Annotated in this window: 22 protein-coding genes; 9 read left to right on the top strand and 13 right to left on the bottom strand. The window is 60.7% G+C overall.

Translation table 11 applies throughout. The features are described 5' to 3' along the window. Positions 1 to 61: 61 nt before the first annotated feature. Positions 62 to 769, bottom strand: coding sequence for an AIM24 family protein (locus WDU96_RS03880; protein ID WP_337337167.1), 708 nt, complete (start codon positions 767 to 769; stop codon positions 62 to 64). Positions 770 to 884: 115 nt separating this feature from the next. On the opposite strand from WDU96_RS03880, the gene WDU96_RS03875 reads away from it, so the two are divergent. After that, complete coding sequence (locus WDU96_RS03875; protein WP_337337166.1) at positions 885 to 1559, top strand: SDR family NAD(P)-dependent oxidoreductase; 675 nt, start codon at positions 885 to 887, stop codon at positions 1557 to 1559. A gap of 6 nt (positions 1560 to 1565) precedes the next feature. Further along, a complete protein-coding gene (gene arfB, locus WDU96_RS03870) occupies positions 1566 to 2003 on the top strand; it encodes an alternative ribosome rescue aminoacyl-tRNA hydrolase ArfB (RefSeq protein WP_337337165.1) in 438 nt (145 codons plus the stop codon). 35 nt (positions 2004 to 2038) lie between these two features. On the opposite strand, the gene WDU96_RS03865 is transcribed toward arfB, so the two are convergent. Both WDU96_RS03865 and WDU96_RS03860 read right to left on the bottom strand, forming a co-directional pair. Next, positions 2039 to 4297 carry a glycoside hydrolase family 3 N-terminal domain-containing protein gene (locus tag WDU96_RS03865; RefSeq protein ID WP_337337646.1) on the bottom strand — a complete coding sequence of 753 codons (2259 nt, stop codon included), beginning with the start codon at positions 4295 to 4297 and terminating at the stop codon, positions 2039 to 2041. A 139-nt stretch (positions 4298 to 4436) separates the two neighbouring features. Beyond that, positions 4437 to 5618, bottom strand: coding sequence for an ROK family protein (locus WDU96_RS03860; protein ID WP_337337164.1), 1182 nt, complete (start codon positions 5616 to 5618; stop codon positions 4437 to 4439). Between the two features lie 246 nt (positions 5619 to 5864). Between WDU96_RS03860 and WDU96_RS03855 the strand changes: the two genes are divergently transcribed. The 3 genes from WDU96_RS03855 to WDU96_RS03845 are packed head-to-tail and all read left to right on the top strand — an operon-like array spanning position 5865 to position 8976. After that, positions 5865 to 7157 (top strand): extracellular solute-binding protein, encoded by a 1293-nt coding sequence (locus WDU96_RS03855; RefSeq protein WP_337337163.1) that lies wholly within the window; start codon positions 5865 to 5867, stop codon positions 7155 to 7157. A 1-nt stretch (position 7158) separates the two neighbouring features. Next, on the top strand, positions 7159 to 8082 hold the full coding sequence (locus tag WDU96_RS03850; RefSeq protein WP_420063928.1) for a carbohydrate ABC transporter permease: 924 nt from the start codon (positions 7159 to 7161) through the stop codon (positions 8080 to 8082). 9 nt (positions 8083 to 8091) lie between these two features. Further along, a complete protein-coding gene (locus WDU96_RS03845) occupies positions 8092 to 8976 on the top strand; it encodes a carbohydrate ABC transporter permease (protein WP_396667659.1) in 885 nt (294 codons plus the stop codon). Positions 8977 to 9009: 33 nt separating this feature from the next. Here WDU96_RS03845 and WDU96_RS03840 read toward each other — a convergent pair whose 3' ends face one another. Then, a complete protein-coding gene (locus WDU96_RS03840) occupies positions 9010 to 9699 on the bottom strand; it encodes a TetR/AcrR family transcriptional regulator (RefSeq protein ID WP_337337161.1) in 690 nt (229 codons plus the stop codon). Positions 9700 to 9781: 82 nt separating this feature from the next. Between WDU96_RS03840 and WDU96_RS03835 the strand changes: the two genes are divergently transcribed. Beyond that, complete coding sequence (locus WDU96_RS03835) at positions 9782 to 10231, top strand: DUF6326 family protein (protein ID WP_337337160.1); 450 nt, start codon at positions 9782 to 9784, stop codon at positions 10229 to 10231. Here WDU96_RS03835 and WDU96_RS03830 read toward each other — a convergent pair. The 9 genes from WDU96_RS03830 to WDU96_RS03790 all read right to left on the bottom strand — a co-directional run bounded on the left by WDU96_RS03830 (position 10207) and on the right by WDU96_RS03790 (position 21311). After that, entirely contained in the window at positions 10207 to 11202 is a 996-nt protein-coding gene (locus WDU96_RS03830) for a Gfo/Idh/MocA family protein (protein WP_337337159.1), read from the bottom strand. The genes WDU96_RS03835 and WDU96_RS03830 overlap by 25 nt on opposite strands. Beyond that, entirely contained in the window at positions 11199 to 12308 is a 1110-nt protein-coding gene (locus WDU96_RS03825) for an enolase C-terminal domain-like protein (RefSeq protein WP_337337158.1), read from the bottom strand. The genes WDU96_RS03830 and WDU96_RS03825 overlap by 4 nt, the downstream gene beginning before the upstream one ends. After that, positions 12301 to 13242, bottom strand: a complete 942-nt coding sequence (locus tag WDU96_RS03820) for a carbohydrate ABC transporter permease (protein WP_337337157.1) — start codon at positions 13240 to 13242, stop codon at positions 12301 to 12303. Before WDU96_RS03820 ends, WDU96_RS03825 begins: the two co-directional genes overlap by 8 nt. Before the next feature lies 1 nt (position 13243). Beyond that, complete coding sequence (locus tag WDU96_RS03815) at positions 13244 to 14218, bottom strand: carbohydrate ABC transporter permease (RefSeq protein ID WP_337337156.1); 975 nt, start codon at positions 14216 to 14218, stop codon at positions 13244 to 13246. After that, positions 14218 to 15552: an ABC transporter substrate-binding protein gene (locus tag WDU96_RS03810; protein WP_337337155.1), complete on the bottom strand. Its 1335-nt coding sequence runs from the start codon at positions 15550 to 15552 to the stop codon at positions 14218 to 14220. Before WDU96_RS03810 ends, WDU96_RS03815 begins: the two co-directional genes overlap by 1 nt. 115 nt (positions 15553 to 15667) lie before the next feature. Beyond that, positions 15668 to 17062, bottom strand: coding sequence for a sulfatase-like hydrolase/transferase (locus WDU96_RS03805; RefSeq protein ID WP_337337154.1), 1395 nt, complete (start codon positions 17060 to 17062; stop codon positions 15668 to 15670). Beyond that, positions 17059 to 18330 carry an alpha-L-fucosidase gene (locus WDU96_RS03800; protein WP_337337153.1) on the bottom strand — a complete coding sequence of 424 codons (1272 nt, stop codon included), beginning with the start codon at positions 18328 to 18330 and terminating at the stop codon, positions 17059 to 17061. The genes WDU96_RS03805 and WDU96_RS03800 overlap by 4 nt, the downstream gene beginning before the upstream one ends. A gap of 73 nt (positions 18331 to 18403) precedes the next feature. Further along, positions 18404 to 19858 carry a sulfatase-like hydrolase/transferase gene (locus WDU96_RS03795; protein WP_337337644.1) on the bottom strand — a complete coding sequence of 485 codons (1455 nt, stop codon included), beginning with the start codon at positions 19856 to 19858 and terminating at the stop codon, positions 18404 to 18406. 13 nt (positions 19859 to 19871) lie between these two features. Beyond that, positions 19872 to 21311, bottom strand: a complete 1440-nt coding sequence (locus tag WDU96_RS03790; RefSeq protein ID WP_337337152.1) for a sulfatase family protein — start codon at positions 21309 to 21311, stop codon at positions 19872 to 19874. A gap of 103 nt (positions 21312 to 21414) precedes the next feature. On the opposite strand from WDU96_RS03790, the gene WDU96_RS03785 reads away from it, so the two are divergent. The 3 genes from WDU96_RS03785 (at position 21415) to WDU96_RS03775 (ending at position 24240) form a co-directional block, all read left to right on the top strand. Next, positions 21415 to 22323 (top strand): LysR substrate-binding domain-containing protein, encoded by a 909-nt coding sequence (locus tag WDU96_RS03785; RefSeq protein ID WP_337337151.1) that lies wholly within the window; start codon positions 21415 to 21417, stop codon positions 22321 to 22323. Between the two features lie 9 nt (positions 22324 to 22332). Beyond that, positions 22333 to 23004, top strand: a complete 672-nt coding sequence (locus tag WDU96_RS03780) for a haloacid dehalogenase type II (RefSeq protein WP_337337150.1) — start codon at positions 22333 to 22335, stop codon at positions 23002 to 23004. Between the two features lie 192 nt (positions 23005 to 23196). Continuing rightward, positions 23197 to 24240 (top strand): isopenicillin N synthase family dioxygenase, encoded by a 1044-nt coding sequence (locus WDU96_RS03775; protein ID WP_337337149.1) that lies wholly within the window; start codon positions 23197 to 23199, stop codon positions 24238 to 24240. Position 24241: the final 1 nt, after the last annotated feature.

The raw sequence follows: 24241 nt of genomic DNA, 5'->3' as shown, positions 1-24241 counted from the left end.
TCCGGCCGCTCCGACTCCGGCGGCGCAAGTTCCAGCCGTGCACCGAAACAACCGGATCGGACTAGCTGTTGTTCGACGACTTGTCAGGCAGGTACGGCTCGATCGCGGCAGCGAGCTTGGCCGGAGTCATGGACTGCAGCCATACGTGCCCAGGGCCGTGCAGCTGCGCCAGAAAGAGGGAATCACCGAAGAACTTGTTCTTCACGCCCTTGATCGTCGTGAACTCGAGGTTCATCTCCGCACGATAAAGCGCAAGGTGGCCGGGGTGAATCAGCAGAGACTCACCCTCTTTGAGGTCGTACTCGACGATCTCGCCGGCGAGCTGCACCCACGCGCTTCCGTTGCCCGCCAGCTTCTGGAAGACGACACCAGCGCCACCGAATATTCCGACGCCAAGCTTCTTCTGCAACCCCACAGAAACCTCGACATCCGAGGTGCTGGCCATGAACGACCCTGACTGCACCATGTAGTTGTCGGAAGGGTCGATCGTGAGCTCGCGGATGGTCCCGGGGAATCGTGCGCCGAAGGCGATGAAGCACCCAGGTTTCGCAGCGGTGTACTGCGACAAGAAGAGCTGGCCGCCACCGACCATGCGCTTCAGCCCGCTCATGAATCCACCTTTGCCACGGGAGCCGAACCCCGTTGAGGTCTCGATATCGAACCCCAACGTGAGCCATGACACATCGCCGCCTTCGGCGATGATCTGCTCACCCGTGTCGAGCGTGAGTTCAAGCACGGGCATGGTCGTTCCCTCAATGCGTGTCTTCATACCGCTCACCGTAGCGGGCGGTCGCCCTTCGCCGGTCTGAGAACCGTAGCGATGGCATAAGCTTTTCCCTCTCGCACTAAGGTCAAAGCGCTATATATCTGCCCGGAGGACACCCATGCCCACACTCGCTATCGTCGGAGCCGGACCCGGCCTCGGTGCTGCTGTAGCTCGCCGATTCGGCCGTGAAGGTTTCGCTATCGCGCTCATCGCGCGAACCCAGGCGAAGCTCGACGACGTCGTGAACGAACTCGCCGCCGAAGGCTTGACTGCGCGGGCCTACACCGCCGACGTGTTGGTGCCAGCTGAACTGCAGCAGGCGTTGGCCCAGGCCGCGAACGAACTGGGCCCCATCGCCGCGCTGCAGTACAGCCCTCTCCCCTCCCGCGACTACCTCAAGCCGGTGCTGGATCTGACACCCGAACTGGCCTCTGAGGCAATGAGTTTCTCCGCACTGGGGCTGATCCACGCTGCACGCGCGGTCTTGCCGGCGATGCGCGAAGCCGGTGACGGCAGCATCATTATGATCAACGGCGGAACCTCGGTGAAGTCACGTCCCGACTTCGCGGGAACGTCGATCGCTTTTCCGGCAGAGAGCGCCTACGGCGAAATGCTCCATGATGCTCTCAAGAGCGAGGGCATTCGCGTCGTGCAGCTCGTCATTCCCGGCGGCATCCCAAAACTGCAACTGCCAAACGGCATTGACGACGTCGCGGATCGCGTCTGGGATCTGCACCGCTCGGAGGGCCCTTTTCGCACCATGCTTATCCCTCTTGAAGACGGGCGGGAGTGAGCTGACATGCCCGCCGCCCACCGTCCTGGTCTCAGGGTGGACTCTCGGGTCACGATTCCTGAGTCTGAGCTGACCTGGCGGTTCTCGCGCTCCTCTGGCCCGGGAGGGCAAGGTGTGAACACCACTGATTCGCGCGTCGAGCTCGTGTGGGACGCAGCAAGTTCGGCTGCGCTCTCACCGCTATTGCGAGAGCGTCTCTTCGGTCGCCTCAGCGGTCGGCTCGTCGGCGGAGTGCTGACAATCGCTGCTTCCGAGCATCGCGCTCAGAAGCAGAATCGGGATGCTGCGCGTGCCCGCCTGGCAAAAGTCGTCGCTGAGGCGCTGGCCCCACCCTCCGCGCCTCGTCGGCCTACGAAACCGAGCCGGGGCTCAAAGGAACGTCGACTGACAGCCAAGAAACAACGCACCGACGTCAAACGATTGCGTCGGCGCCCTCTCGACTGACTCCGGCGGCTGCTAGCGAAGAGTCGGCCAGATCATCATCTCGCGATGGTGAACTCCGCCGAGAGAAGATCCGTGGGCCGGGAACTGCGGCCCACGAGGAGTTCGAAACGCCCCGGCTCGACGACTCGGTGCCCGTCGGAGGTGACGATGGAACACGATGCAGCTGGCACCTCGACCGTCACGGTCTCACTCTGACCCGCCTCCACCCGCACCTGGCGCCATGCTTTGAGTTCCTTCTCAGCCCAGGTAGCGGTGGTCACGAGATCGCTGACGTAGGCCTGCACAGTCTCGATCGCCGGGCGAGCTCCGGTGTTGGTGAGCGTCACCTGACAACGAATCACACCGTCAGACCCCACCTCATCGATGGGAATATGAAGGTTCGAGTACTCCACACTCGTGTATGACAGCCCCTCGCCAAAGACGAACTGCGGCTCCTGGGTCAAGTCGGCGTATCGCTCACCATGCTGGCCGCGCACCTGGTTGTAATAGACAGGCTGTTGCCCGACGTGCCGCGGCACCGAGATCGGCAGACGACCGCTAGGTTCGATCAAGCCCAGAATGAGTTCGGCGACAGCCTGCCCACCCCGCATGCCGGGGTTGAACGCCTCGATGATGGCTGCGGTCTGCATTGCTGAGGCAGGCAGAGTCGCCGGTTTTCCATGCACGAGCACCAGGATGACCGGGGTGTCCGTCGCCACAAGAGCATCAAGAAGCGCTATTTGCGCACCCTGCAATTCGAGCGTGGCGGTCGAGCGCGTCTCCCCGGTCAATGCGATCGTGTCGCCGAGCACTGCCACGACATAGTCAGCCGACCCCGCGGCAGCCACCGCATCAGCGAGCATTGCTGGATCAACCTTCGCTGGAGAAAAGACGGGCACTCGCGGACCGCCGTCGTGCCACTTCTCACCCCCAGGATCAGGGATGAGAACCTCAATATCGGCGCCGCGAGAGTGGGTCACGCTCCAGCCCTCGGGAGCGACCGCGCGCATCCCGTCCAGCACGGTCTGCACCAGCTCACGAGGGTGACCATCGGGCATCCAGGCGACCTGGCCCGATGAACCAGCCCAGTCCCCCAGCGTGACATGAGGGTCGTCGGCGTTGGGCCCGACCACAGCGATCGTCCGCGGAGATTGCTCGACGCTCGTCGCATCTATCAGTGGCAGGGTGCCGTCATTGCGCAACAGCACCAGCGAACGCCTCGCCATCTCGAGGTTCAGCCGAGCATGCTCGGCGCTGCCAATGACCTGAGCTTGCAGCGCCACATCGGGCGCCCGAGGGTTCTCGAACAGACCCAGCTCGAACTTCAGTCGAAGGATTCTGCGGACGGCTTCGTCAAGGTCGGCTTCTGCGAGCCTTCCGGTGGCGACAGCAAGTTGCGCACCCTCAAAGAACTCCGGTGTCGTCATCACAAGATCGTTGCCAGCCTCGACAGCGACCGCAGCAGCCTCGGCATGGTCGGCGCACACTCTCTGCTCGCGGACCATGCGCCCCACGTTGTCCCAGTCAGTGATGAGTGTGCCAGTGAAACCCCACTCACCTTTCAGCACATCTGAAAGCAGCCACCTATTCGCTGTGATCGGTACGCCGTCGATCGACTGATAGCCCAGCATGAACGTGCGGCATCCCTCATCGACCGCCCGTTGAAACGGGGGGAGGAACCACGAGCGCAGCTTGCGTCGGCTGACATCGGCTTCACTGGCATCACGGCCACCCTGCGTCTCGGAGTACCCTGCGAAATGCTTGGCGCAGGCGAGAACCGCCGTGGGGTCATCCAGCCCCTCACCCTGATACCCACGAATCATGGCAGCGCCGAGTTCACCGATGAGAATCGGATCTTCACCAAAGGTCTCGTCCACTCGCCCCCAGCGCAGGTCGCGAGAGATGCAGAGGACGGGAGAAAACGTCCAGTGAATACCGGTCGCTGAGATCTCCACCGCAGCCGCACGTGCAACCCGTTCCAGGAGCTTTGGATCCCAGGAGCAAGCCATCGAGAGCTGTGTACCGAAAATCGTCGCGCCGGAAAAGAACGAGTGACCGTGAATACAGTCGTCAGCGGTCAGTAGCGGAATTCCAAGCCGCGTCCGCTCGGCGATCTCAATCGCTTCGCCCATCCGCTCCCCGATGTGCAGCAGCGAACCGACAAGGTTCGTCGAGATCAAGTCGTCCAGATCAGCCCGATTCGCATCTAGCTGCATCATCTGCCCGACCTTCTCGGCAACGCTCATACGACCCAAGAGGTCGTCGATGCGAGCGTCGATCGGCAAGGAGCTGTCCTTGTATTGGAGTTCATCCATGATTGGCATCGCTGTCTCCTTGACGCTTTGTCGGCCTCGGTGCACGACATAAATCCATGCCGTGGATTATTGCACGACGCCCTTTATCGGGCAAGGTTTTCTCACGCAGCTGAAGGCTGCGCCCAGCGCTGTGGCGACTTCAGAACCTAGATGGGATCAGACGTTGATGCGCGAGATCTAGGGCGCAGCGCACTGCGCCAACAGCCACGGCTTGGTCCCTAAGTTCTGAGCGAACCAAGCTTGGCGGCTCACCCTCGACAAGATCGGCTAGCTTCCGACGAACAGGCTCAAGGAGCTCTTCGGCGTCGCTGGGCACGTCACAGCCGAACACGAGAATGTCGGGGCCCAGCAGAGTCGCGACCACGGCTGAGACTCTCGCCAGCCGGTCGGCCACGGCATCAACGATGGTGAGGGCAACCCGATCGCCCTTCGACGCGGCCTCAAACACGGCCTCGACCTCCAAAGGACCCACGGACTGTTCAGAGCTGGATGCGCTCTGCTCAGCAGGCACCTGCGTGGTGACCCTGGTCCGATCCTCTTCGCTCAGCTGTTCGACAAACAGAGCTGTCAAAGGCACAATACCTTGCGTTCCATGCCCACCTTCAAGAAGCCTCACGAACTCCATCTGCCCCGCAAAGCCGCTGCCACCCCTGACGATGCGACCTGAATCGATAATGCCAGCGCCGAACCGCTCCTGCACCAGCATCAAGACAACGCCATCGAGCCCTTGAGCGGCCCCGCGCCAGCGTTCACCGATGACCGCGAGGTTGGCGTCATTATCGACGAGCACTTCCCAGGGGCGACCGGCGCTGAAAGCTTCGATCACGTTGATTCCAGGGAGCCCGGAAACTCGCGTCGAGCTCCCAACTCCTCCGTTATGGTCGACCGGCGCGGGAACGCCAACAGCCACTGTTGTCAGGAGTCCAGGATCGATAGCGGCCTCGACCACCAGATCATCAATGATGTTCTTCGCTTCGTCTATCAGTGCCGAGGCTGACTGAATTGGAGTCCTGCGCTCCACAACCGTCGCTGTGACGACATCACCGCGAAGGTTGCACAACTGCGCCACAATCCGCTCCGGGCCCAACTCGACGCCTGCGACAAAACCTGCGCGGTCATTGAACGCGAACGTTCGAGACCTCCGCCCGACACCTGTGGCCGAACGCGGGGCGGTCGGCGCCACTTCGATCACGAGTCCGAGGGAGATGAGCGCATCACACACTGCGAGCACGCCCTGCCGCGACAGATCCGTGCGAGGCATAAGACCTGAAGCTGTCAATGGGGTGCTCGCGTCCTGAAGCGCCTTGAGTACGAGCTCCATGCTGTGGCGCCGCTGTCGCAAGGGCAGCACATCGCTCTCTTCCGCGGTCCGCACCGACGTTGCCCCCTTCAAACTCCGACTGCAGCGAGCCTAGCGCTGGCCAGCTCATTGACCGATTTGGGATGGGCTCGTGCGGTCACCCTGCGGAAAGGCATTTTTGGAAATAGTTGCGCAGACCTATTGACGATGCACACATCTTGACATAGATTCCGTTTATTGATTTAAGACCTTGATGAAAGGACAATGATGTTCAAGAACAATCGCTCACGCAGAGCAGTTGCCATCGTTGCGCTGTCGCTAGCTGCCGGGCTGGTACTGACCTCCTGCGGGCGGGCTGACTCCGCCGGAAGCGACGCTTCAGCCATTGACGCGCTGGACGATCAGCCGGCGACCGGAGAACTAAACATTTGGGCGCAAGCAGATGAGGCGGCCGCGCTGCCTGCCTTTGCCGAAGAATTTCTAGAACTCAATCCAGATCTCACAATCAACGTCACCGCGTTGCCTTGGGATGCCGCGCACAACAAGTACCAGACGGCCATCGCCGCCGGCACAACTCCAGACATGGCACAAATGGGCACCACCTGGATGGCCGACTTCAGCGGCGCTTTTACTCCCGTACCAGAAGGGATCGACACCTCAGGGTTCTTTGAGGGATCGTTAAGCACGAACATGGTGGGCGACCAGCTCTTCGGAGTGCCGTGGTACGTCGACACACGCGTGTTTTACTTCCGCAAGGATCTCGCTGAAACGGCGGGATTCCCGGAAGGTGCGCAAACCTGGGATGAATTCAAGGAGTTCACCAAAGCTCTGCAAACCGAGGCGGGGGCAGAGTACGGCGTAGGACTCCCCTCCAGCGGCACCGACGCATTTCAGAGCATGCTGATGTTCCCCTGGTCCAACGGTGCCGAAATCACCAACGCCGACCAGACGGAGTGGACCCTGGACTCACCGGAATGGGTCGAGGCGATGGAGTATTACGAATCGTTCTTCAGCGAAGGCATCGCCAATCCCGACGCCGAGACTGGCGCGGGCAGTGGCGAGTCGGAGTTTGTCAGCGGAAAGACTCCCGTCTTGACCGGTGGCCCGAGCCTCATCGGATCGCTGACTGCCGCAGGCGGAGGCGAAGATTACAAAGACATGATCGGTGTCATGCGTGTACCCGAGGAGGTCTCTTCGACAAGCTTCACCGGTGGATCGAACTTGGTCGTCTTCGAAAAGAGCCAGAACCCTGAAGCAGCCTGGAAGTTTGCGCGTTGGCTCAGCGAGCCCGATGTGCAGGTGCGCTGGCAACAGGCTGTCGGAGACCTGCCCGCCGTGGAGAGCGCGTGGGACGACCCAGCTTTGGCTGACGACGAACTGTTGAGCGTCCTCGGCGAACAACTCACCGACACCAACTCGCCTCCTACCCTCACGACTTGGACGCAGGTAAGCGCCCAGGCCGACAAGGCGCTGGAACAGATCATCCGCGCGGGAGCAGATCCTGCCCAGACGATGGCAGATCTGCAGTCGGCTGCCGAATCAATCGGAACCGGACAGTAACATGTCCGTTGCTCACCAGAGCAGCGCGAAGGTGAATCGTCGGGCGTCGAAAGGCGCCCGACGACAGGCCCTCGTCGCTTGGGGATTCGCACTCCCCTTCATGATCTTCTTCGGCGTTTTCATGCTGATACCGATCCTGTCGTCGTTTGCCATGTCGTTCACGGACTTCAGGGCCAGCGACGTGCAAGATCCGTTCGCCGTCACGTTCGTGGGCTTGGACCAATACATCCAGCTGTTCCGCGACCCACAGTTCATCAAGTCACTGGGCGTCACTTTCTACTTCGTGCTCGTCGGCATCCCACTCACGATGGCGGTGGCGCTGCTATTGGCCCTTGCCCTCAACACGGGAATTTCACGACTGAGGTCGGTATACCGTGTCGGGTTTTACCTGCCAGTGGTCGCATCTATCGTCGCGGTGGCTGTGGTGTGGCGTTTTCTCTTGCAGGACGACGGAATCATCAACGCGGCGCTCAGCTTCGTGGGAATCGATGGGCCGAACTGGCTCAATGACACCTTCTGGGCAATGCCAGCCCTCATTGTCATGGCCGTATGGCGCAACGTGGGAACACTGATGATCATTTTTCTCGCAGGACTGCAGACCATTGCCCCCGAGATGCGGGAAGCGTCCGCGCTCGACGGCGTCTCGATCTGGCAACGGTTCATCCACATCACCCTGCCGCTCATGCGCCCGACACTGTTGCTCGGGGCAATTCTCATCTCAGTCGGCTACCTGCAGTTCTTCGAGGAGCCGTTCATCATGACAAACGGAGGCCCACTCGATTCGACCTTGTCGGTGACCTATTTCGTCTACAACGAGTTTGGGTTCGGCAACTACGGCACGGCCTCTGCCGGGTCGTACGTGCTGTTCGTAGTCATCGCACTGTTGGCGTTCGCACAGTTCCGCGTGCTGCGCTCCAAGGATTGAGAGTAAGAGATGTCAGAAACACTTTTGGTCACCGTGCCAAAGAAGCGCCGGCGCTCGCGCTCCACCGCTATGGAGACGCCCGCCCCCTTGCAGGCGGTTGCGTATCTCCTGCTCACGCTCGGCGTCATCCTCTTTTTCACACCGTTCGTCGTCATGGTCATCAACTCGTTGAAAACCGAAGGCGAACTCCTACGAAACCCGACGGGGCTGATACCCCAAGAACTCACGTTCGACAACTACCTGCAGTGGTTTCAAGACCTGAACATCCAGCAGTTCTTCATGACGAGCCTCATCGTGGCCACCGTCACGGTGGCGGGCAATGTGGTGTTCTGTTCGATGGTCGGCTATGCGATGGCCAAGATGGAGTTCCCGGGCAAGAAGCTGTTGTTCGCGCTGGTAATGCTCACGCTCATGGTTCCGGGGACAGTAACCTTCGTGCCCTTGTTTGTTCTGGTAAGCAAGCTCGGGCTTGTCAACACGCTGCCCGGCCTATTCCTGCCTTTCCTTGTCACGCCGCTCGGTGTCTTCCTCATGCGCCAGTTCATGATGGGAATCCCAAATGAGCTGCTGGAAGCAGCTCGTCTCGATGGGGCGAAGGAAGTTCGATTGTTCTTCACAGTCGTCTTGCCGCTATGCGGCGCACCGATTGCGACGCTGTCGATCCTCACGTTCCTGATGTCGTGGAACAACTTCCTATGGCCGCTAGTCGCAGCGCAGAGCGAGGCTACGTACACACTGCCCATCGCGCTGACGCTGTTTTCGAAAGGGCAAGAAGCGACCAACTATGGCTTGTTGTTGGCGGGTGCGGTGCTGGTCATTACGCCAATCGTCATCCTGTTCCTCTTCCTTCAGCGCTACTTCGTTCAAAGCGTCGTCAGCGCCGGGGTGAAGTAAAGAGAATCGACAGCGGCGTTAGATCGAGGAGACTCACGCGCGACGCGGATCAGCGCCGGTAGGCCGCTCATGGCCTTGCGCTGCGGCCAAGCGCTGCGCGAGTCCGTCAAGAATGAGATTGAGCCCATCGAGGAACTCGTCCGAGAACGCATAGCTTTCCTGAGCAAAGAGCTCCTCAAGCGCACGCGCAAGGTGCGGGTATTCCGCTTCGGAAGGCGCCACCCTCGCCGCGAAGTCTGCCTCCGTCTCGCCTTCCGCAGCAAATGGCAAGCTCACCTCGGTCAGCACAAATCCGTAAATGTACGCATCGAGTGTTGAGAAGGCGTGCGTCGCGAGGAGTGCTGAGAAGCCTTGGCTCATGAGGCATCCAACCACCCGATCGTGGTGTCGCATCAGAGCGGGGCCTGGCACGGGTCGCGATTCCAGCATCCCCAGCCCCCAAGGGTGCTGGCCGAGCACAGCACGTGCTGATGCTGCGCGCTTGCTCATCGCCTCGCGCCACGGGTCGCCAACGACGGGCAGCTCGATCTGCGCAAACACCCACTCCGCCAGCGCGTCGAGCAGTGCCTCTTTGTCGGAGACGTGGTGGTAGATCGACATCGCCTTTACGCCGAGCTCGGCGCCAACCGTGCGCATGCTGACGGCGTTGATTCCGCTGCGATCCGCCACAGCTGCGGCGGCGGAAATGACGAGTTCGCGGTTCAGTGTTCCTCGCGCTGTCATTCCTCCATATTGCCTCACTTACGGGGTGTAAGGCTATGCTGATATCACTACCCTTACACCCGTAAGCATGAAAGGCGTTTCCATGTCATCCACTCTTCAACCGCTGCCACCGATCGACGTTCGCTTGCGCTTGTCTGCGCTGTGGGCGACGACGATGATCATCGTCGCCTTCGTCGATATCTTCGGCCTCTACCGGGCTGACTTGCGTGAAGAAATCGAGGCTGGACGTGTCTTCGTGTTTGAGGTCGGTCAGCCTTTCATGCTGGGTATCGTGCTCTACGTCACGGTTCCAACACTGATGATCGTGGCCAGCGTGTTTCTTCCTTGGCGTGCCAACCGGTTGCTCAACGTCATCGTGGCCGCCCTCTTCGCGATCACGATCGTCGGTGCAGCTATCGGCGAATGGGGGTACTACCTCGTTGCCAGTGGCGTCGAGGTGGGCCTACTCGCGACTATCGTTGTGCTCGCCACGCGCTGGCGGCTCACACTGCGATCTAGCAACCAGTCTCAGCGAACCCCTGCGACACGATAGATGTCGTCGATGGCTCGCATGGTCTGCACGGAGTCTTCGACTTCGGTGGCGAGCGACTCACCCGTGCGAAACGCATCGAGCACCGCCGTAAGTTGGTGATCGTATGTTTCCTCCCCTGCGACAGTCGACGTGTAGTCGAGACCGTCGCGGGTGACGACGATGGAGTGGCCGCCAGAGGGGAACACCAGATTGTCGACATGCAATGTCGCCTTCGAGCCCACAATATGCAGGAAAGCGCCGAACTCGACGCCGGGCGCCATGCTTGCGCCCAGATTCGCTTCGAGCTCATTGCCGAAGTCCAGCCGAGCAGCGATCGAAAGATCCGCACCCAGCGGGTTCAACTCTGCGCTCGCCTTCACCACGGTGGGTTCACCGAACAATGAGCGTAGCCAGTGAAGGGGGTAGCATCCGAGATCCATCAGCGCTCCACCGCCTAGTTCCGGCACGTGGCGGATTGAGGAGGCCTCAAACGGAATCTCTGCGTTGAACTCAGCGGTCGCGGCCTCAATCACGCCGAGCTCACCCGACGCAACGAACTCGCGCACCCATTGGAACAGCGGGTGGTAGTAGTCGTGAAATGCTTCGACGACGCGGCGCCCGGTGCGCTCCACCGCTTGAGCGACCTCATCTGCCTCGACGGCGTTCATCGCGAAGGGCTTTTCGCACAGCACGTCCTTGCCCGCTTCTAACGCAGCGATTGTCCACCGCGCATGTTCGGAGGGCGGCAGCGCGATGTAAACCAGATCGATTTCCGAGTCGTCGACCAGGGCCTGGTAGTCCGCGTGGACACGGCCAATGCCGTGGCGTTGCGCGTAATCTGCCGCGTCGCCGCGAGATGCCACCGCCACAATCGACACGTCGGCGCGCCGCTTCGCAGGGGAAATTATCGCGCGCGGCGCGATGCCAGACGCGCCCAACAACCCGACTCGCGTCACCGTAACCGCCTCATCGCCAGCCGTTGCACCGTTCACAGAGTGATTCCCTTCGGCGGCCCGAACTCTTGCCAGGCCGACTCCCATCCGACACCAATGGCGCTACTCGCACGCACAAATCCGTCCGAGCCTACAACGCTTTCTCGCGCTACTTCGCTATGCGGAACGAGCGACTCGTAGTAGGTCGTGTTGGGGATCGCCATGCACAAATGCGTGTTCACCAAGCCGCCGCCATGAACCTCCGCGCGGAGCAAGAACGAATCTGCGAGGTGCGCGATACGCATCGCCCCTGTGATTCCCCCTTTGAGCGCTGAGCTCGTACGAACAGCTGTTGCGCATCCCGACGCGATGAAGTCGGCCGTGTTCAGATGCGCGCCGGGGCTGGTTTCGGCGACGAGCAGGGGAATCTCCACGCGGCGCGCGAGAGCGGCATACGCCGAAACGCTGAACTCCCGCATCGGCTCCTCGTACCAAAGGTAACCTTCATCAGCTAGCGCCCGTCCGAGATAGACGGCGTCAGCCAGGTCGAATCCGGCGGAGCCGTCGTACATGAGGTCCATGTCGTCGCCCATGCGCGAGCGAAGCGCCCGCGCGAGCGCAGCATCCTTTCGAGCATCTCCCCAAGCATGGAGCTTGATCGCGGGGTAGCCGAGCTCACGGCACTGGTCTGCGACGTCCAGGTACTCAGCAATGTCACCAAACGTTGCTGTTGACGCATAGGCCGGTATGGCTTCTCGAAACGATCCCAGGAGTCTGTACAGCGGCACTCCAGCCGCTTTCGCGCCAATGTCCCACAGCGCGATGTCGACCGTTCCCATCAGGTGGAGCGGGATGTGTTCAATGCGGTCGATTTCCCACACCCGCCGCCATAGATACTCGCGCGCCAGCACATCGTGGCCGATCAGCTCGGCACGTAGACGCCGATCAACAATGTCCTTCAGGATCACCCCTCGCTGGGCGAAGGCATACCCGCGTAGTCCTGATTCAGTGGTGATCACAAGCCAGGCGCCAAATCCGGCGGGATCCGAACCGGGCAGCCCATCCCGCCAGAGGAATGACGGTGAAACGCCGGGAGTCTCGACCATCACCACTTCTACGGAGACGATTCGATCAGCGGACGAGCCTTCTTCTGTGACGTCAGCCACGTAGTCCGCCGCCCATCAGATCTGCACTGCGAAGCACAGTCCGCTGAGCCACGATCAGGACGATCATTACGGGGGCCATCGAAATGATAGTGGCAAGGATCAGTTCTGGCAGCCCGACGTCGGCAGCCTGGGCTGACAGCGGATTGAGCTGGGGAACGTTACTCGCGAGAGTCGCAAGCCCGACGGGCAGCGGCTGTTGTGGACCTCCCAGCATGACGAACGGAAGAAAATACTCGGTCCAGTTGCGCATGAAGGCGAAGAACGCGATGAGCACGACGATGGGTTTGGCGAGCGGCACCGCGACCCTCAGGAACACTTGGAACTCGCTGCACCCGTCAAGTCGCGCTGCGGAATAGATGTCTTTGTCCACCGTCGTGCTGAAGTAAATGAACGACATGTAGATACCGAAAGGGAAGACGCCCAGAGGCAAGATGACCGATAGTGGATGCCCGACAAGTCCGAGCGTCGTCATCTCGAGAAACAACGGCAGCACGAGTGCCGACGCCGGCACCAGCATGAGCAGCAAACTGACCATCAGTATCGCCTTACGGCCGGGGAACTCTCGCGTTCCGAGCGCATAGCCCGCCGGCACTGTCGTGACGACCGCCAGGAGAATACCGCCAGCGGTGAGTAGGACCGAGTTTCCGATCCAATCTACGACGACTCCGCCGTCGTAGCCTTGCAAGTTCGTCCATGCAGTCGAGATGTTCCCGAAACTGCCGAACGAGAATGGGAAATCGTTCTGCAGCTGCGCGTTGGACTTGGTGACGGCGAGTAGCAGCCAGATGATCGGTATCAACGAGAAGGCTGCCCATGCGAGCAGCACGAACCAGGCGACGGCGCGAGCTGTGGATGGTCCGAACGGTGACTTCTTCCCCGTGTTGAGCGAAGGGGGAGGGGTCCGGATGGACTCCGTTTTCATTGCATATGTCATGTCAGATCTCCACCCGGAACATATCCGTCTTTCGCAGCACGACCGCGGCGAGGATTCCGGCGATGGCGAGCAGTTGGACGGACAACGCCGCGGCTGCGGGGAAGTTTCCGTAGGTATAGGCGAACGTGTAGGTCAGTTGCAGCGGCGAGAAGTCATCACCGATGGCTCCGCCTGTCGCGCTCGAGAGGATCTGCGGTTCAACGAAGAGTTGCGTCGCCGCGGCAATATTGAGGATCAGTGTGTAGCCGATCCACTTTCTCAGCATCGGGAGCTTGATCTGCATGGCCGTGGTCCATGAACCGGCACCGTCGATTCGTGCAGCTTCGAGAATCTCCGCGGGGATGGATGTGAGCGCCGCATACATCAAAAGGATGGCGTTCGCCGAGGTCCATACTGCGATCATCGCCAGCACCGGGGGGACAGCGGCCGGAGTGAGCACCTGAAAGATGTTCTCGAGACCGAACGCGTTCATGAGTCCCCCCACGGGACTTGTCGCCGGGTTCAGCATGAAGATCCACACCACGACTCCGGCCGCGCCGACGAGGGCTTGCGGAAGGTAGTACGCGAACCGGAATCCGGAGCCCACGCGCGCCGACCGCCCCTGCAGGAGCAACGCGATGCCGATCGAGACGATCATCGAGGGTGCGATGAAGAAGAAAGCGTAGATGCCGATATTCACAAACGCATCGACGTAGCGGAAGTCTTGAAACGTCTGCACGTAGGCGTCAAATCCCGCGAATCCGCCATTCGGTCCGCTGAACGAGATGACGACGGCATAGATCGCGGGCACGAGGCCGAATCCGATCACCAGTAGAAGATACGGCGAGAGAAACAGGTAGGACGAGAGGATCATGCCTCGCGACGCGCCGCCTGGCGCGCGCCCGCCGCGACCCGCGGAAGGCGCCAGTTCGTCGCCGCTAGCCTCCGGCCCCGCGCTTGCCGCTACGGCAAGCGCGGGGCTTTGTGGGGTCGACATCATTCGACTTCCCAACCAGCTGCCTCGAGGTTCTGAACCAGTCGCGTCTCCCACTCCGGCACAGTTTCGGTCATCGACTGTCCTGTCCCGAGCGCAGCCGGGACCACTGACCGGTAGGTCTCGGAGTTGGCCTGCTTGTAGGTCAGTCCCGTCCAAATACCATCGACGGCGGTGGCCAGCACTTCGTTGAGCGGAGTATCGACTTCGGTGAACGTGCCGTCCTCGATGTTGCGGTCAAGCCAAGCGCCTTGCATGGGCTCATACGAAGGCAACGTGGTGGAGGCCTCAGTGGCGAGGAATGGACCCGTCGTGACCCAGGTCACCAAGTCCGCAGCCGCCTGCTGGTACTCACTGTGGCTCGAAACGACATACGCGCGACCGCCAATGTCGCCGGTGTGGGCTTCGGCGTCCGCCTCCCACTTAGGCGGGGCTGCGAACGAGAGCGTGCCAGGAGCAGCGTCAAACGAGTTGGCGTAGACGTTCTGTCCGTACCAGATCGGTCCCATCATCATCAGGACCTTCTCAGGAGTGCCGTAGTCCTGCGCGAATTGGGGATCCACGACTGCTGTTCGGGCAAACGCATCGACCTCGAGCATGCTGTCGATCATTTCAGTGACTCGTGTGCAGTTCGGATCGCTCAAGTCGACCTTGACTGTATTCACACCGGTGAACTCCGGGCCGGGGCACTCCGCTGCCGCGTAGTACGTGAGGTCGTCCCACGGGTTGCTCGCGCTGCCGACGACGTAGCCGGGGTGCTCCTCAACCAGCTTCTCGCCAGTGGCCTGAAACTCTTCCCAGGTCGTCGGTATGGAGTATCCGAATTCGTCCATCAGGTTCGGGTTGTACCAGAGCACGCCGGGCGCGAAGTCACCTCGCAGACAGATGAGTTCGTCTCCCACCGTGCACGGGTCAAGCGTCCCCTGAGAAAAGTCCCCAACAATTTCTGGGTCGACGAGCGACGTTAGGTCGAGTGCAAAGTCGTACGGGTCGCCCGCCAGCGAACTCGCTGCAGATGCAGCAGTTGCGAGAACGTCGGGCCATCCCTGACCTGAAGTGTTGGCGAGAAGGATCTTCGATGCCAGTTCATCGGGCGAGCTATCGAGGGTCTCGATCTCCAGAGTCACCTCGGGGTGCGCCTCTTGATATGCCTCGAATAGCGGAAGCCGAATCGCATCGGTCCAGACAACGAGCGTGGCGTCTCCTTCAGCCTGGTCAACAGCTTCGGTCGTCGTTCCGCCGACTGCACAACCGCTCAGCAGCGCGCCGACCGCTGTCGCGCCCAGCGTGGCGATCGCGATCTTTCGCCAGGACTTATTGGATTGCAATTTCTTCATGGCAGTTCCTCTTCGTTGATACCTGCAGGGATGATCCCAACTCTGGGATCGGTGTGATTGAGTTCGATGGTCTGATGATGCGGAGAAGGAGAAGGAGAAATAGTGGGGCCCTCTGTTATGTCGTCATGAAAATCGCTTCAACCTCCGGCCGATTGACTTCGTTGAACCAGGCTTCGAGTTGCGCGCGCATTGCTAGCACTCGCTGTGGCTCTTGCTCAGCGAGATCGTTGAGCTCCAGCGGATCGACCGCGAGGTTGTAAAGCTCTGGCCGCACCTCACCAGGCAGTACGCGTGGCACTGGCGGCAAAGCGTCGGTAAGAATATGAGAGAACCGCTCGGGCTCGTATCTGAGAGCACGATCCATTTCAAGATCGTCCGGCGTGACATGCATGGCTGACGCAATTTCAGGTAGCACAAGCTTCCAGTGGCCGTCACGCATCGCTGCGTTGCACACTCCGAGGGGGCGATAGCGATTCCATTGCCAGAAACGCTGCTCAGGCACGGACCCGGCGTCACCGCGCAAGACGGGCAGCATGTTCTCGCCGTCGCGAAAGAGGCTCGCATTCACTGTCGAAGCTTCCGTAGCCGCCAGGATCGTGGGATACCAGTCGGTGAAGTGCACCATTTCGTCGACGCGGCGCCCGCCTTCGAACCCGTCGGGCCAACGAATGATGCCCGGCACGCGAATCCCGCCCTCGTAGGTATGCCCCTTCGACCCTCGGAATCCGCAGTTGAAACGGTCGGTCGCCTGCGGTCCATGTCCCCGCATTTGCGGGCCATTGTCGCTAGTGAACATCACCAGCGTGTTGTCGCGAAGTCCGAGCCGATCCAGCTCCGCGAGAACGCGAACGATTCCAGCATCCATCGCTTCGACCATGGCGTACAGCACGGCGACAGCAGGGTTGTTTCCGCGATCGAGGTGCTTTTGCTCGCTGCCTTCTGGAGCCTGGAAAGGCGCGTGAGGTGCGTTATAGGCCAGGTGCAGATAGAACGGTTCATCGCTGTGCGCCTGAAGAAAATCGACAGCTTCATCGGTCCATACATCGGTCAGATAACGCCCGTCGGCGCGTGCCGTGGTTCCATTCTTCTGGATGGTCCAGTCCCAGTAGTCCATCCAGCCGCCCTGGAATCCAACGAATTCGCTAAACCCACGACTGGTGGGGTGGTACTCCTCAGCCAGTGCTCCACTGTGCCACTTTCCGATGAGGCCCGTGGCATATCCCGAGGCACCAAGACAGTCCGCGAGGGTGTCCTCTTCTGTTGCTATCCGGTCCAACCCGCGACCATCAAGAGTGTCGATGGCGCCCGTGCGGTGCGAGTAACGCCCAGTGAGCAGTGCGGCCCGAGCGGGAGCGCACACCGGCGATGCCGAATAGTGCTGGCTCAGTTCGATGCCGTCCCGATACAGGCTGTCTAGGCCAGGAGTCTCGGTCATTCCGAAGTTGAAGCACCCAATGTCTCCGAAGCCGAGGTCATCGGCCACAATCTGCAGGATGTTTGGGCGACTCATAGCGGTGCTACCTCTCGGGCACCCGTGAGCTCGATCACTGACAGAACTGCATCGGCTTCGACACCGTTCAGGTCAACAACGGCGCCGCCCTGAGCGCCACGCACCTCTAGCGATGTGCCGCCTGCATCTGTCAGTAGCCGGGCAGATTCGACCGAGACATTCGCCGGCAACACCAACTCCCCATGGGCGGGCCAATTCTCTACAAGCAGATAAACGTGATCGCTCGAAGCAGTGCTCCACCCCCAATCGAGCGCACGGAATGGACCGCGATGAGTGCCATAGATTGACGCGCCGCAACGCTGCAGCCAATCTCCGATCGCCTCAAGTTCGACAACCTGCGCCGAAGGCACGGCACCGCGACTATCGGGCCCCACGTTCAGAAGGACGTTTCCACCTCGAGAGACGGCCTTGGCGATCGTGACAGAGATCTCGTGCGCGCTCTTCCACTCGGTGTTGTCGGTGAACCCCCACGTCCCGTTGCCAGTGATCGGAGTTTCCCAGTCACCCGCCGGCTCATCGGGCATCTCGTTGTCTCGCGTCTGCCCGTAGTCACCCAGCCCATTGCCGACGCGTCCGTTGACGAGACAATAAGGCTGGAGCATGTGCACGTGCTCGACGAGATCGCGACTCTGCTCTGCGGTGATCCCTTGGGGCGTGTCGAACCAGATAAGCGCGATCTCACCGTAGCCAGTGAGCAGCTCCGTCAACTGCGGCTTCACGTAGCCCTGCAGATAGCCTTCGAAATCTTGTGTTTCAGGATCGAAGTCCCAGTCGTTGCCTGCGGCATCCGGATGCGTCCAGTCCTGCGTCTGTGAGTAATAGAGACCGAACTTGATGCCCCGATCACGGCACGCCTGCGAGATCTCGCCGACTATGTCGCGCCCGAGAGGCGCATCCACCGCTGAGCTGAAAGTCGTCAGCTCGGTGTCCCACAGGCAGAAACCGTCATGATGTTTCGCGGTGAGAACCAGATAGCGTTGCCCGGCGCGAACAGCCAGATCTACGAGCTGGTTGGCATCGAATTCGCGCGGGTCAAAAGACGCCGCAAGCTGCTTGTATTCCTCGGCGGGAATCTTCAAGTCGTGCATGATCCACTCCCCCATGTGCGGGGTGGGCTTTCCGTTCCAGTACCCGGCGGGGATCGCGTACAACCCCCAGTGCACGAACATTCCGAACCGGGCTTCGCGGAACCAACGCAGAGCGGGGTTCCCCTGTGATTGCGGGTCCTGGGCGAAGGTGATTTGTCCTGCATCCGGGGTATCAGCCATAGGGGCGTCCTCACTCTGGGGGCGATTAGTCGTGGTCAAGAGTTCAGTGTTCATGTTGTTTTTCATCGCAGATTCACGCTCCAAATGGCGCAAAGTGTGCGTCGCTGGTCGGTGCCAGGTCAGAGGCGTCAAAGTACAGCGGTACCGGGAATGCATCTTCTGTGTTGATCGACCAATCGAGGAGCAGTCGCCGCATGTCAGCGACGATGTGCGAGAAGTCGGGATCGGCAGCCAGATTGCGCAACTCATGCGGGTCCGCTGCCAGGTCGAACAACTCGTCAACCGGATCCAGTGGGTCGTAGATGTACTTCCACCGGCTCGTGCGCACCATCTTTGGGCGACCTTCTGCCTCTGCCGCGCGCAATAGAGGGCGAAGGGTCGCAGGCATCGCACCTGCCGCCTCAACACCAGCGCTGTAGCTCATCGGTGTGGCGCCGGCTCCGTACTCGGCGAAGACCGCGCTCCGCGGCTGCGTTGCAAGCTCAAGGCCTGGCAGGTTTCGACCCCTACTCTGCTCGATCGCTTCCACTCCGGCCAGGTGCGCCAGCGTCGGCATGACGTCGATCAGGCTTACGGGGTCGTTCACGACAGTTCCGGCACCGGCAGCGCCTGGAACACTGACAAGCAAAGGAATCCGAGTGAGCGCGTCGACGAGAGAATTACATTTGACCATCAGCCCCCGCTCACCGCCGAAGTCACCGTGATCCGAAACGAAGACGACGATGGTGTCACGGTGGCGATCGAAACGCTCGAGCGCGTCGAGAACGCGGCCCACACAGGAATCAACGAAGCTGATCATGGCGTAGTACATGGCAACTGCCTCGCGCAGCGAGCGGTCGTCGATATCAGCGAAGCCACACAACTCGCGATAAAGCCGTTGACGTACCGGTTCGTCGATTCCTTCTGTTCCCGTCCAGTCGGGAAGCTGAACCTCATCCGGGTCGTACATCGAGGCGAATGGTTCAGGGGCGTGATAAGGCTCATGGGGTTCAGGCAACGACATCCAAAGCAAGAACGGCTCGACCGCGGACTCGATGAATCTGCATGATTCTTCGGTCACGCGCGCTGCTGGGCAGTCTTCTGCAGCGAGCGGAGCTGTCCGCGTTTCCCAGAGCTGCGAATAGTCGGCGTCAGCCATCCAACGCAGGAATCTCCTATCCCGTTCGTCGCCGCCGTCCGTGCGTCCGGTGTGGCTGAAGTCTTTGTACACGTCGAACAGCCCAAGGTCGTCTGCGCCGAAGCAGTGATTCTTGCCGAGCAGTGCGAGGCTGTAGCCAGCACGGTGGAACGCGCGCAGATAGTTGTCTCTGTCAACCGGCGCCGTCAGCTCGTTCGTCCGCACCCCGTGATTGTGCGGATACGCCCCTGTCCACAGCGACACTCGAGATGGCGTGCAGAGGGGATGTGGTGTGAAAGCCAGGTCATACCGAACTGCTCGATCAGCCAGCCGATCAAGCGACGGCGTGAGCACGTCGGGGTTGCCATATTGAGGCAACGCCGTTGCCTTGAGCTGGTCGGCCATGATCACAACCACATTTGGTCTAGACACGTTCGGTCACCGCCGAAGTGCGCCCGTCGTGGCCGGAAAATGCGGGTGTGATGTCGAGTTCGTCGTCGATGCTGAGCTGCCAGCGTTCAATCTCACGGCGTAGCTCGTCGATCAATGGGGCCTGCGCAAAGTCGTTACTGAGGTCGTCGGTTTCCCACGGGTCAGCTGACAGGTCGAATAGCTGGAATCGGGACTGCTCTGGGTAGGCGATGAGCTTGTGCGAGCGCGTGCGCACCATTCGCTGAAGGTGTCGGTACGCACCGAAAATCGTTGTGTAGACCGAGTCTGCCTCGCCGTTCATGAGCGGCAGCAGCGACGGGAACTCCACCGACTGCGGCGCGGGAACTCCCAGCAAGTCGCAGACCGTCGAAAAAATGCTGCTCTGATACACGAGAGCATCGATGGTCTCGCCAGATGAAACGCCAGCACCTGCAAAGATGAGCGGCACCCTGACGGAATGATCGTATTGATTCTGTTTGCCCATCAGCCCGTGCTCGCCCACCGCAAGCCCGTGGTCGCTTGAAAACACAATGATGGTGTCGTCTGTTAGCCCACGCGCATCCACCTCTTCGAGGACGCGGCCGATCTGCTGATCGGCGTGAGTGAGGATCGCGTAGTACTCACTGCGATGCAGTCTTACTGCCTCTTCGGTGCGTGGGAAGGGCGCGAGTTGTTCGTCCCGAATTAGCGCGTCGCCTTGATCAAACGGATGCTGCGGCTGAAAGTTTGGCGGCACTTCGACGTCGTCGACGGGGTACAGGCCAAGGAACTCCGGGTGAGTCTGCCGCGGATCGTGAGGAGCGTGATAGGCCAAGTGCAAGAAGAATGGCTGGTCTTGCGTTGCCGCACGCTCGATAAAGTCGACAGCGGCGTTCGTCCACAGTTCACTGCTGTGCACGATCTCTCCGTCGGCCTGCATCCAATGGCGTCCTTGACTGCTGTCGTCGGGTCGCCACGAGTTGCCCTCTGACGGCCTTCTATACGCAGGGTTTTCTGGGCTGAATCCGTCCGCGTTGATGCCACCGGCCCAGGGGCCCACTTGGCCGTAGCTGCGATCGAGTGAACTCTGACCGTTGTGCCATTTGCCCGTGAAGAACGTTCGGTAGCCGCATTGCCCGAGATGCTGACCGAGCAGCGAAGACTCTTCAAGCCGATCATGAGCGTGGAACAGGCTCATGCCTGTGATCAGCATGGCCCGCGATGCCACGCATACCGCGGGTACCCACGAGCCCTGATTGAACGCGTGCGAGAAGGTGGTGCCCCGGCTGACGAGGCTGTCAAGATTCGGCGTGTGGATTTCCGGATTGTTGAGCGATCCGATCGTGCGGAAGGCTTGGTCATCCATGAAGATCAAGACAACGTTAGGCCTGCGCACGCTCGGCTGGTCTGCACCGTTGGGCATCAGGATCAGTCCTCTCGCAGCGAGCGTCATCGCGCCTGCCAAGTTGTTGGCGACAATCTTTGTCTCCAGTAGGTTGCCTAATCCCAACCGATAGATCAATCCCACTCGACTTCTAATTCGATAAACTTTACTTATGGACCTTCGCCAGATGCGCGCCTTTGTGGCGCTCGCCGACAACCTGCACTTCGGTAGAGCCGCCGAGTCCCTCGGTATTTCACAGCCCGCGCTAAGCCAATTGTTATCAAAGCTCGAATCCGAGATGGGGGCCGAACTTGTCGTGCGCACGAGCCGCGAAGTAGGCCTCTCCCCCGTCGGAGAGTTGTTCTTAGAAGGTTGCCGTCGCACGCTCTCTGAGGCGCTACGCGCTGAAGAGATAGTGCGTGATGCACCGCTGGGAATCAACTCCCACTTGGTCGTCGGCTCGCTAGGGGCGGGGGCGAACGGCCCGCTGCCCGAGATGATCTCAAGCTTCCGCGCGACCGTTCATGGGCTCGTCGTAGAACTGCATCATCACTCCAACAGCGCCACTTTGGAGCGAGAGATTCTCGCCGGTTCGTTAGACCTCGGGGTTGTTCGCGCTATAAGCAATGAACAACTCGTCGCGTCTCGCAGACTGTTGGACGAACAGTTCGTGGTGTACCTGCCTGAGACACATTCACTCGCAAGTCGAGAGTTTGTCCGTCTTCACGAATTGGCAAAGGAAGACTTCATTCTCTGGCCGCGCTACCACGGCCCGTCCTATTACGATCTCGTCATCTCTGGGTGCCAACGGGCAGGCTTTACTCCGCGCATCACCGGCTATGGCACGTCTCTCGAGTCGCAGTTGGCGCTCGTCGCAGCCGGGATCGGGATCACACTCCAAGCTGAGAGCAACAGCTCGATCAGTCGCGCCGGAGTGCGTTGCATCCCCCTTGCCGCCGATCTCGGCGCGACGCTCTGGCTCGCATATCGTCGCTGGCACAGGCGCCCGATCGTGGATCGATTCCTTGCGGGTTCACCAACCGTTGAACAGCGAATACGATCATCACGAGACGCACGCTAGGAGAAGATCATGACTAAGGTCATCGCATTCGACGTAAACGAGACGCTGCTTGACCTACGCGCGCTTGATCCGGCGTTCGAGCAACTGCTCGGTTCAGCAGCATTGCGCGGTCAATGGTTCTCGCAAATGCTCCAGCTTTCGTTCGTGGGTGGGTTGACGTCGCAGTACGTTGACTTCCGCACCGCCCAGCGCGGGGCGTTAGCCATGGTGGCCGAGCGCGCTGGCGTGGCGATATCAGAGGCCGACGTGATCGAGATGGTCGACCGCATGACCTCGCTTCCCCCTCATCCCGAGGTTCCCGCTGCCCTCGACCAGCTGCGCAAAACCGGGCTCAAGCTCGTGGCACTTACCAACTCGACGGGCGAGGTCGCTGATTTGCAACTCGCCAATTCCGGCATTCGAGAGTTCTTCGACGATGCGATGTCGGCTGATGCCGTTCGTGCTCTCAAGCCCGCGCCGGAGCCGTATCTTGCCGTCGCGGAGCGGTTTGGCGTCGATATCAGCGAGGTACGCCTCGTCGCGGCACACTCGTGGGACATTACGGGAGCGCTCGAAGTCGGAGCGAAAGCCGCGTTTATCGCTCGCGGCGGAGTGGTCCCCAGCCCCATCGGCCCGCAGCCCGACATCATCGGCGCGGACCTCGCCGAAGTTGTCGGGGCGATCATTGCGACCGACCTTTAGCAAGCAATTCGAACAGCACCCCGCCTCGCGCTCCAGCGCAACCAGTCGTTGAGCCAGGCGCTGAAACCCGCGTGTAACAGCGACGTGTTTACAATCAACTCCCGCTCATAGAAGCAACACCCACTCGGGTCAGGAAAGCGTGAAGCGGCCTATTCGCGGTCGCGTTGGGCGGCCCTATCGAAAGAGAGCGCCATGACATTCTCTGTTCCACGCGTCGACATTTCGGCTTACGTTACTGAGGGAACCGCCGAGCAACGCGCCGAAGTAGCCCGCCAGATCGACAGCGCGTGCCGCAGCGTCGGTTTCATTCAAATCGTCGGTCACCGCGTACCGGAATCGATCACATCGGCATTCGTGGCGGCCATGGACAACTTCTTCGCCCTCGACCTTGAGGAGAAAAAGACCTACCGCACACCGCCTTCGATAAACCGTGGCTATTCGCCACCGAAGTCGGAAGCGCTCAGCCTGTCGCTGGGTGTGGAGTCCGCGAACCGGATGAATGACTTCTTCGAAGCGTTCAACGTCGGAGCGACCGCCGCCGACTATCCCGCCAGCCCGGGCCTTCCTGAAATCGAATACGCCGACAATGTCTGGCCCAACGTTCCTGGGTTCGAAGAGTCAGTGACCGCGTATTTCGCCGAGGCCGCGCGCGTCGCGCGAACACTCACCACTATTTTTGGGCACGCGCTCGGCCTTGAAGAGAACTTCTTCGCGGAGCGCACCGGACACTCGCTCGACATCCTCCGGATGAACAACTACGCCCTCCCCCCGGGCACAGACATTGCTCTCGACGGTGATCTCACTGGGATGGGCGAGCACACCGACTTCGGAATAGTCACGGTGCTGTGGGCAGACCAAGTGCGCGGACTACAGGTTCTTGGGCAGGACGGCGGCTGGAACGATGTCGAGCCCGACGACGGTGCCTTCCTCGTGAACCTTGGCGATGTCACCGCGCGCCTGACGAACGAGCGATGGATGTCGACCCTGCACCGAGTCAAGCCTCCGATCATCAACGGAACGATCGAACGCCGTCGCAGCGCCGCGTTCTTCCATGACGGCGATCTCGACGCCGTAATCGACGTTTTGCCGTCGTGCATCGACGATGAGCACCCTGCCTTGTATGCACCAGTCACCGTGGGCGAGCACATCACGGCGAAGTTGAAGGGCTCACGCGCGGGAGTGATCAACACCGACGCTCAACGCGAGTCCGCGCGCGTGCTGTCGAGCAAGCGCTAGC

This window comes from Microbacterium marmarense (assembly GCF_037204165.1).
In the GTDB taxonomy this organism is placed as follows: Bacteria; Actinomycetota; Actinomycetes; order Actinomycetales; family Microbacteriaceae; genus Microbacterium; species Microbacterium marmarense.
This window is presented reverse-complemented; position numbering and strand designations above follow the sequence as displayed.

Excerpts from the sequence above, each read along its gene's own strand:
- WDU96_RS03880 (WP_337337167.1), bottom strand. The coding sequence starts at position 769 with ATGAAGACACGCATTGAGGGAACGACCATGCCCGTGCTTGAACTCACG.
- WDU96_RS03875 (WP_337337166.1), top strand. The coding sequence starts at position 885 with ATGCCCACACTCGCTATCGTCGGAGCCGGACCCGGCCTCGGTGCTGCT.
- arfB (WP_337337165.1), top strand. The coding sequence starts at position 1,566 with ATGCCCGCCGCCCACCGTCCTGGTCTCAGGGTGGACTCTCGGGTCACG.
- WDU96_RS03865 (WP_337337646.1), bottom strand. The coding sequence starts at position 4,297 with ATGGATGAACTCCAATACAAGGACAGCTCCTTGCCGATCGACGCTCGC.
- WDU96_RS03860 (WP_337337164.1), bottom strand. The coding sequence starts at position 5,618 with ATGGAGCTCGTACTCAAGGCGCTTCAGGACGCGAGCACCCCATTGACA.
- WDU96_RS03855 (WP_337337163.1), top strand. The coding sequence starts at position 5,865 with ATGTTCAAGAACAATCGCTCACGCAGAGCAGTTGCCATCGTTGCGCTG.
- WDU96_RS03850 (WP_420063928.1), top strand. The coding sequence starts at position 7,159 with ATGTCCGTTGCTCACCAGAGCAGCGCGAAGGTGAATCGTCGGGCGTCG.
- WDU96_RS03845 (WP_396667659.1), top strand. The coding sequence starts at position 8,092 with ATGTCAGAAACACTTTTGGTCACCGTGCCAAAGAAGCGCCGGCGCTCG.
- WDU96_RS03840 (WP_337337161.1), bottom strand. The coding sequence starts at position 9,699 with ATGACAGCGCGAGGAACACTGAACCGCGAACTCGTCATTTCCGCCGCC.
- WDU96_RS03835 (WP_337337160.1), top strand. The coding sequence starts at position 9,782 with ATGTCATCCACTCTTCAACCGCTGCCACCGATCGACGTTCGCTTGCGC.
- WDU96_RS03820 (WP_337337157.1), bottom strand. The coding sequence starts at position 13,242 with ATGACATATGCAATGAAAACGGAGTCCATCCGGACCCCTCCCCCTTCG.
- WDU96_RS03815 (WP_337337156.1), bottom strand. The coding sequence starts at position 14,218 with ATGTCGACCCCACAAAGCCCCGCGCTTGCCGTAGCGGCAAGCGCGGGG.
- WDU96_RS03810 (WP_337337155.1), bottom strand. The coding sequence starts at position 15,552 with ATGAAGAAATTGCAATCCAATAAGTCCTGGCGAAAGATCGCGATCGCC.
- WDU96_RS03805 (WP_337337154.1), bottom strand. The coding sequence starts at position 17,062 with ATGAGTCGCCCAAACATCCTGCAGATTGTGGCCGATGACCTCGGCTTC.
- WDU96_RS03800 (WP_337337153.1), bottom strand. The coding sequence starts at position 18,330 with ATGGCTGATACCCCGGATGCAGGACAAATCACCTTCGCCCAGGACCCG.
- WDU96_RS03790 (WP_337337152.1), bottom strand. The coding sequence starts at position 21,311 with ATGACGCTCGCTGCGAGAGGACTGATCCTGATGCCCAACGGTGCAGAC.
- WDU96_RS03785 (WP_337337151.1), top strand. The coding sequence starts at position 21,415 with ATGGACCTTCGCCAGATGCGCGCCTTTGTGGCGCTCGCCGACAACCTG.
- WDU96_RS03780 (WP_337337150.1), top strand. The coding sequence starts at position 22,333 with ATGACTAAGGTCATCGCATTCGACGTAAACGAGACGCTGCTTGACCTA.
- WDU96_RS03775 (WP_337337149.1), top strand. The coding sequence starts at position 23,197 with ATGACATTCTCTGTTCCACGCGTCGACATTTCGGCTTACGTTACTGAG.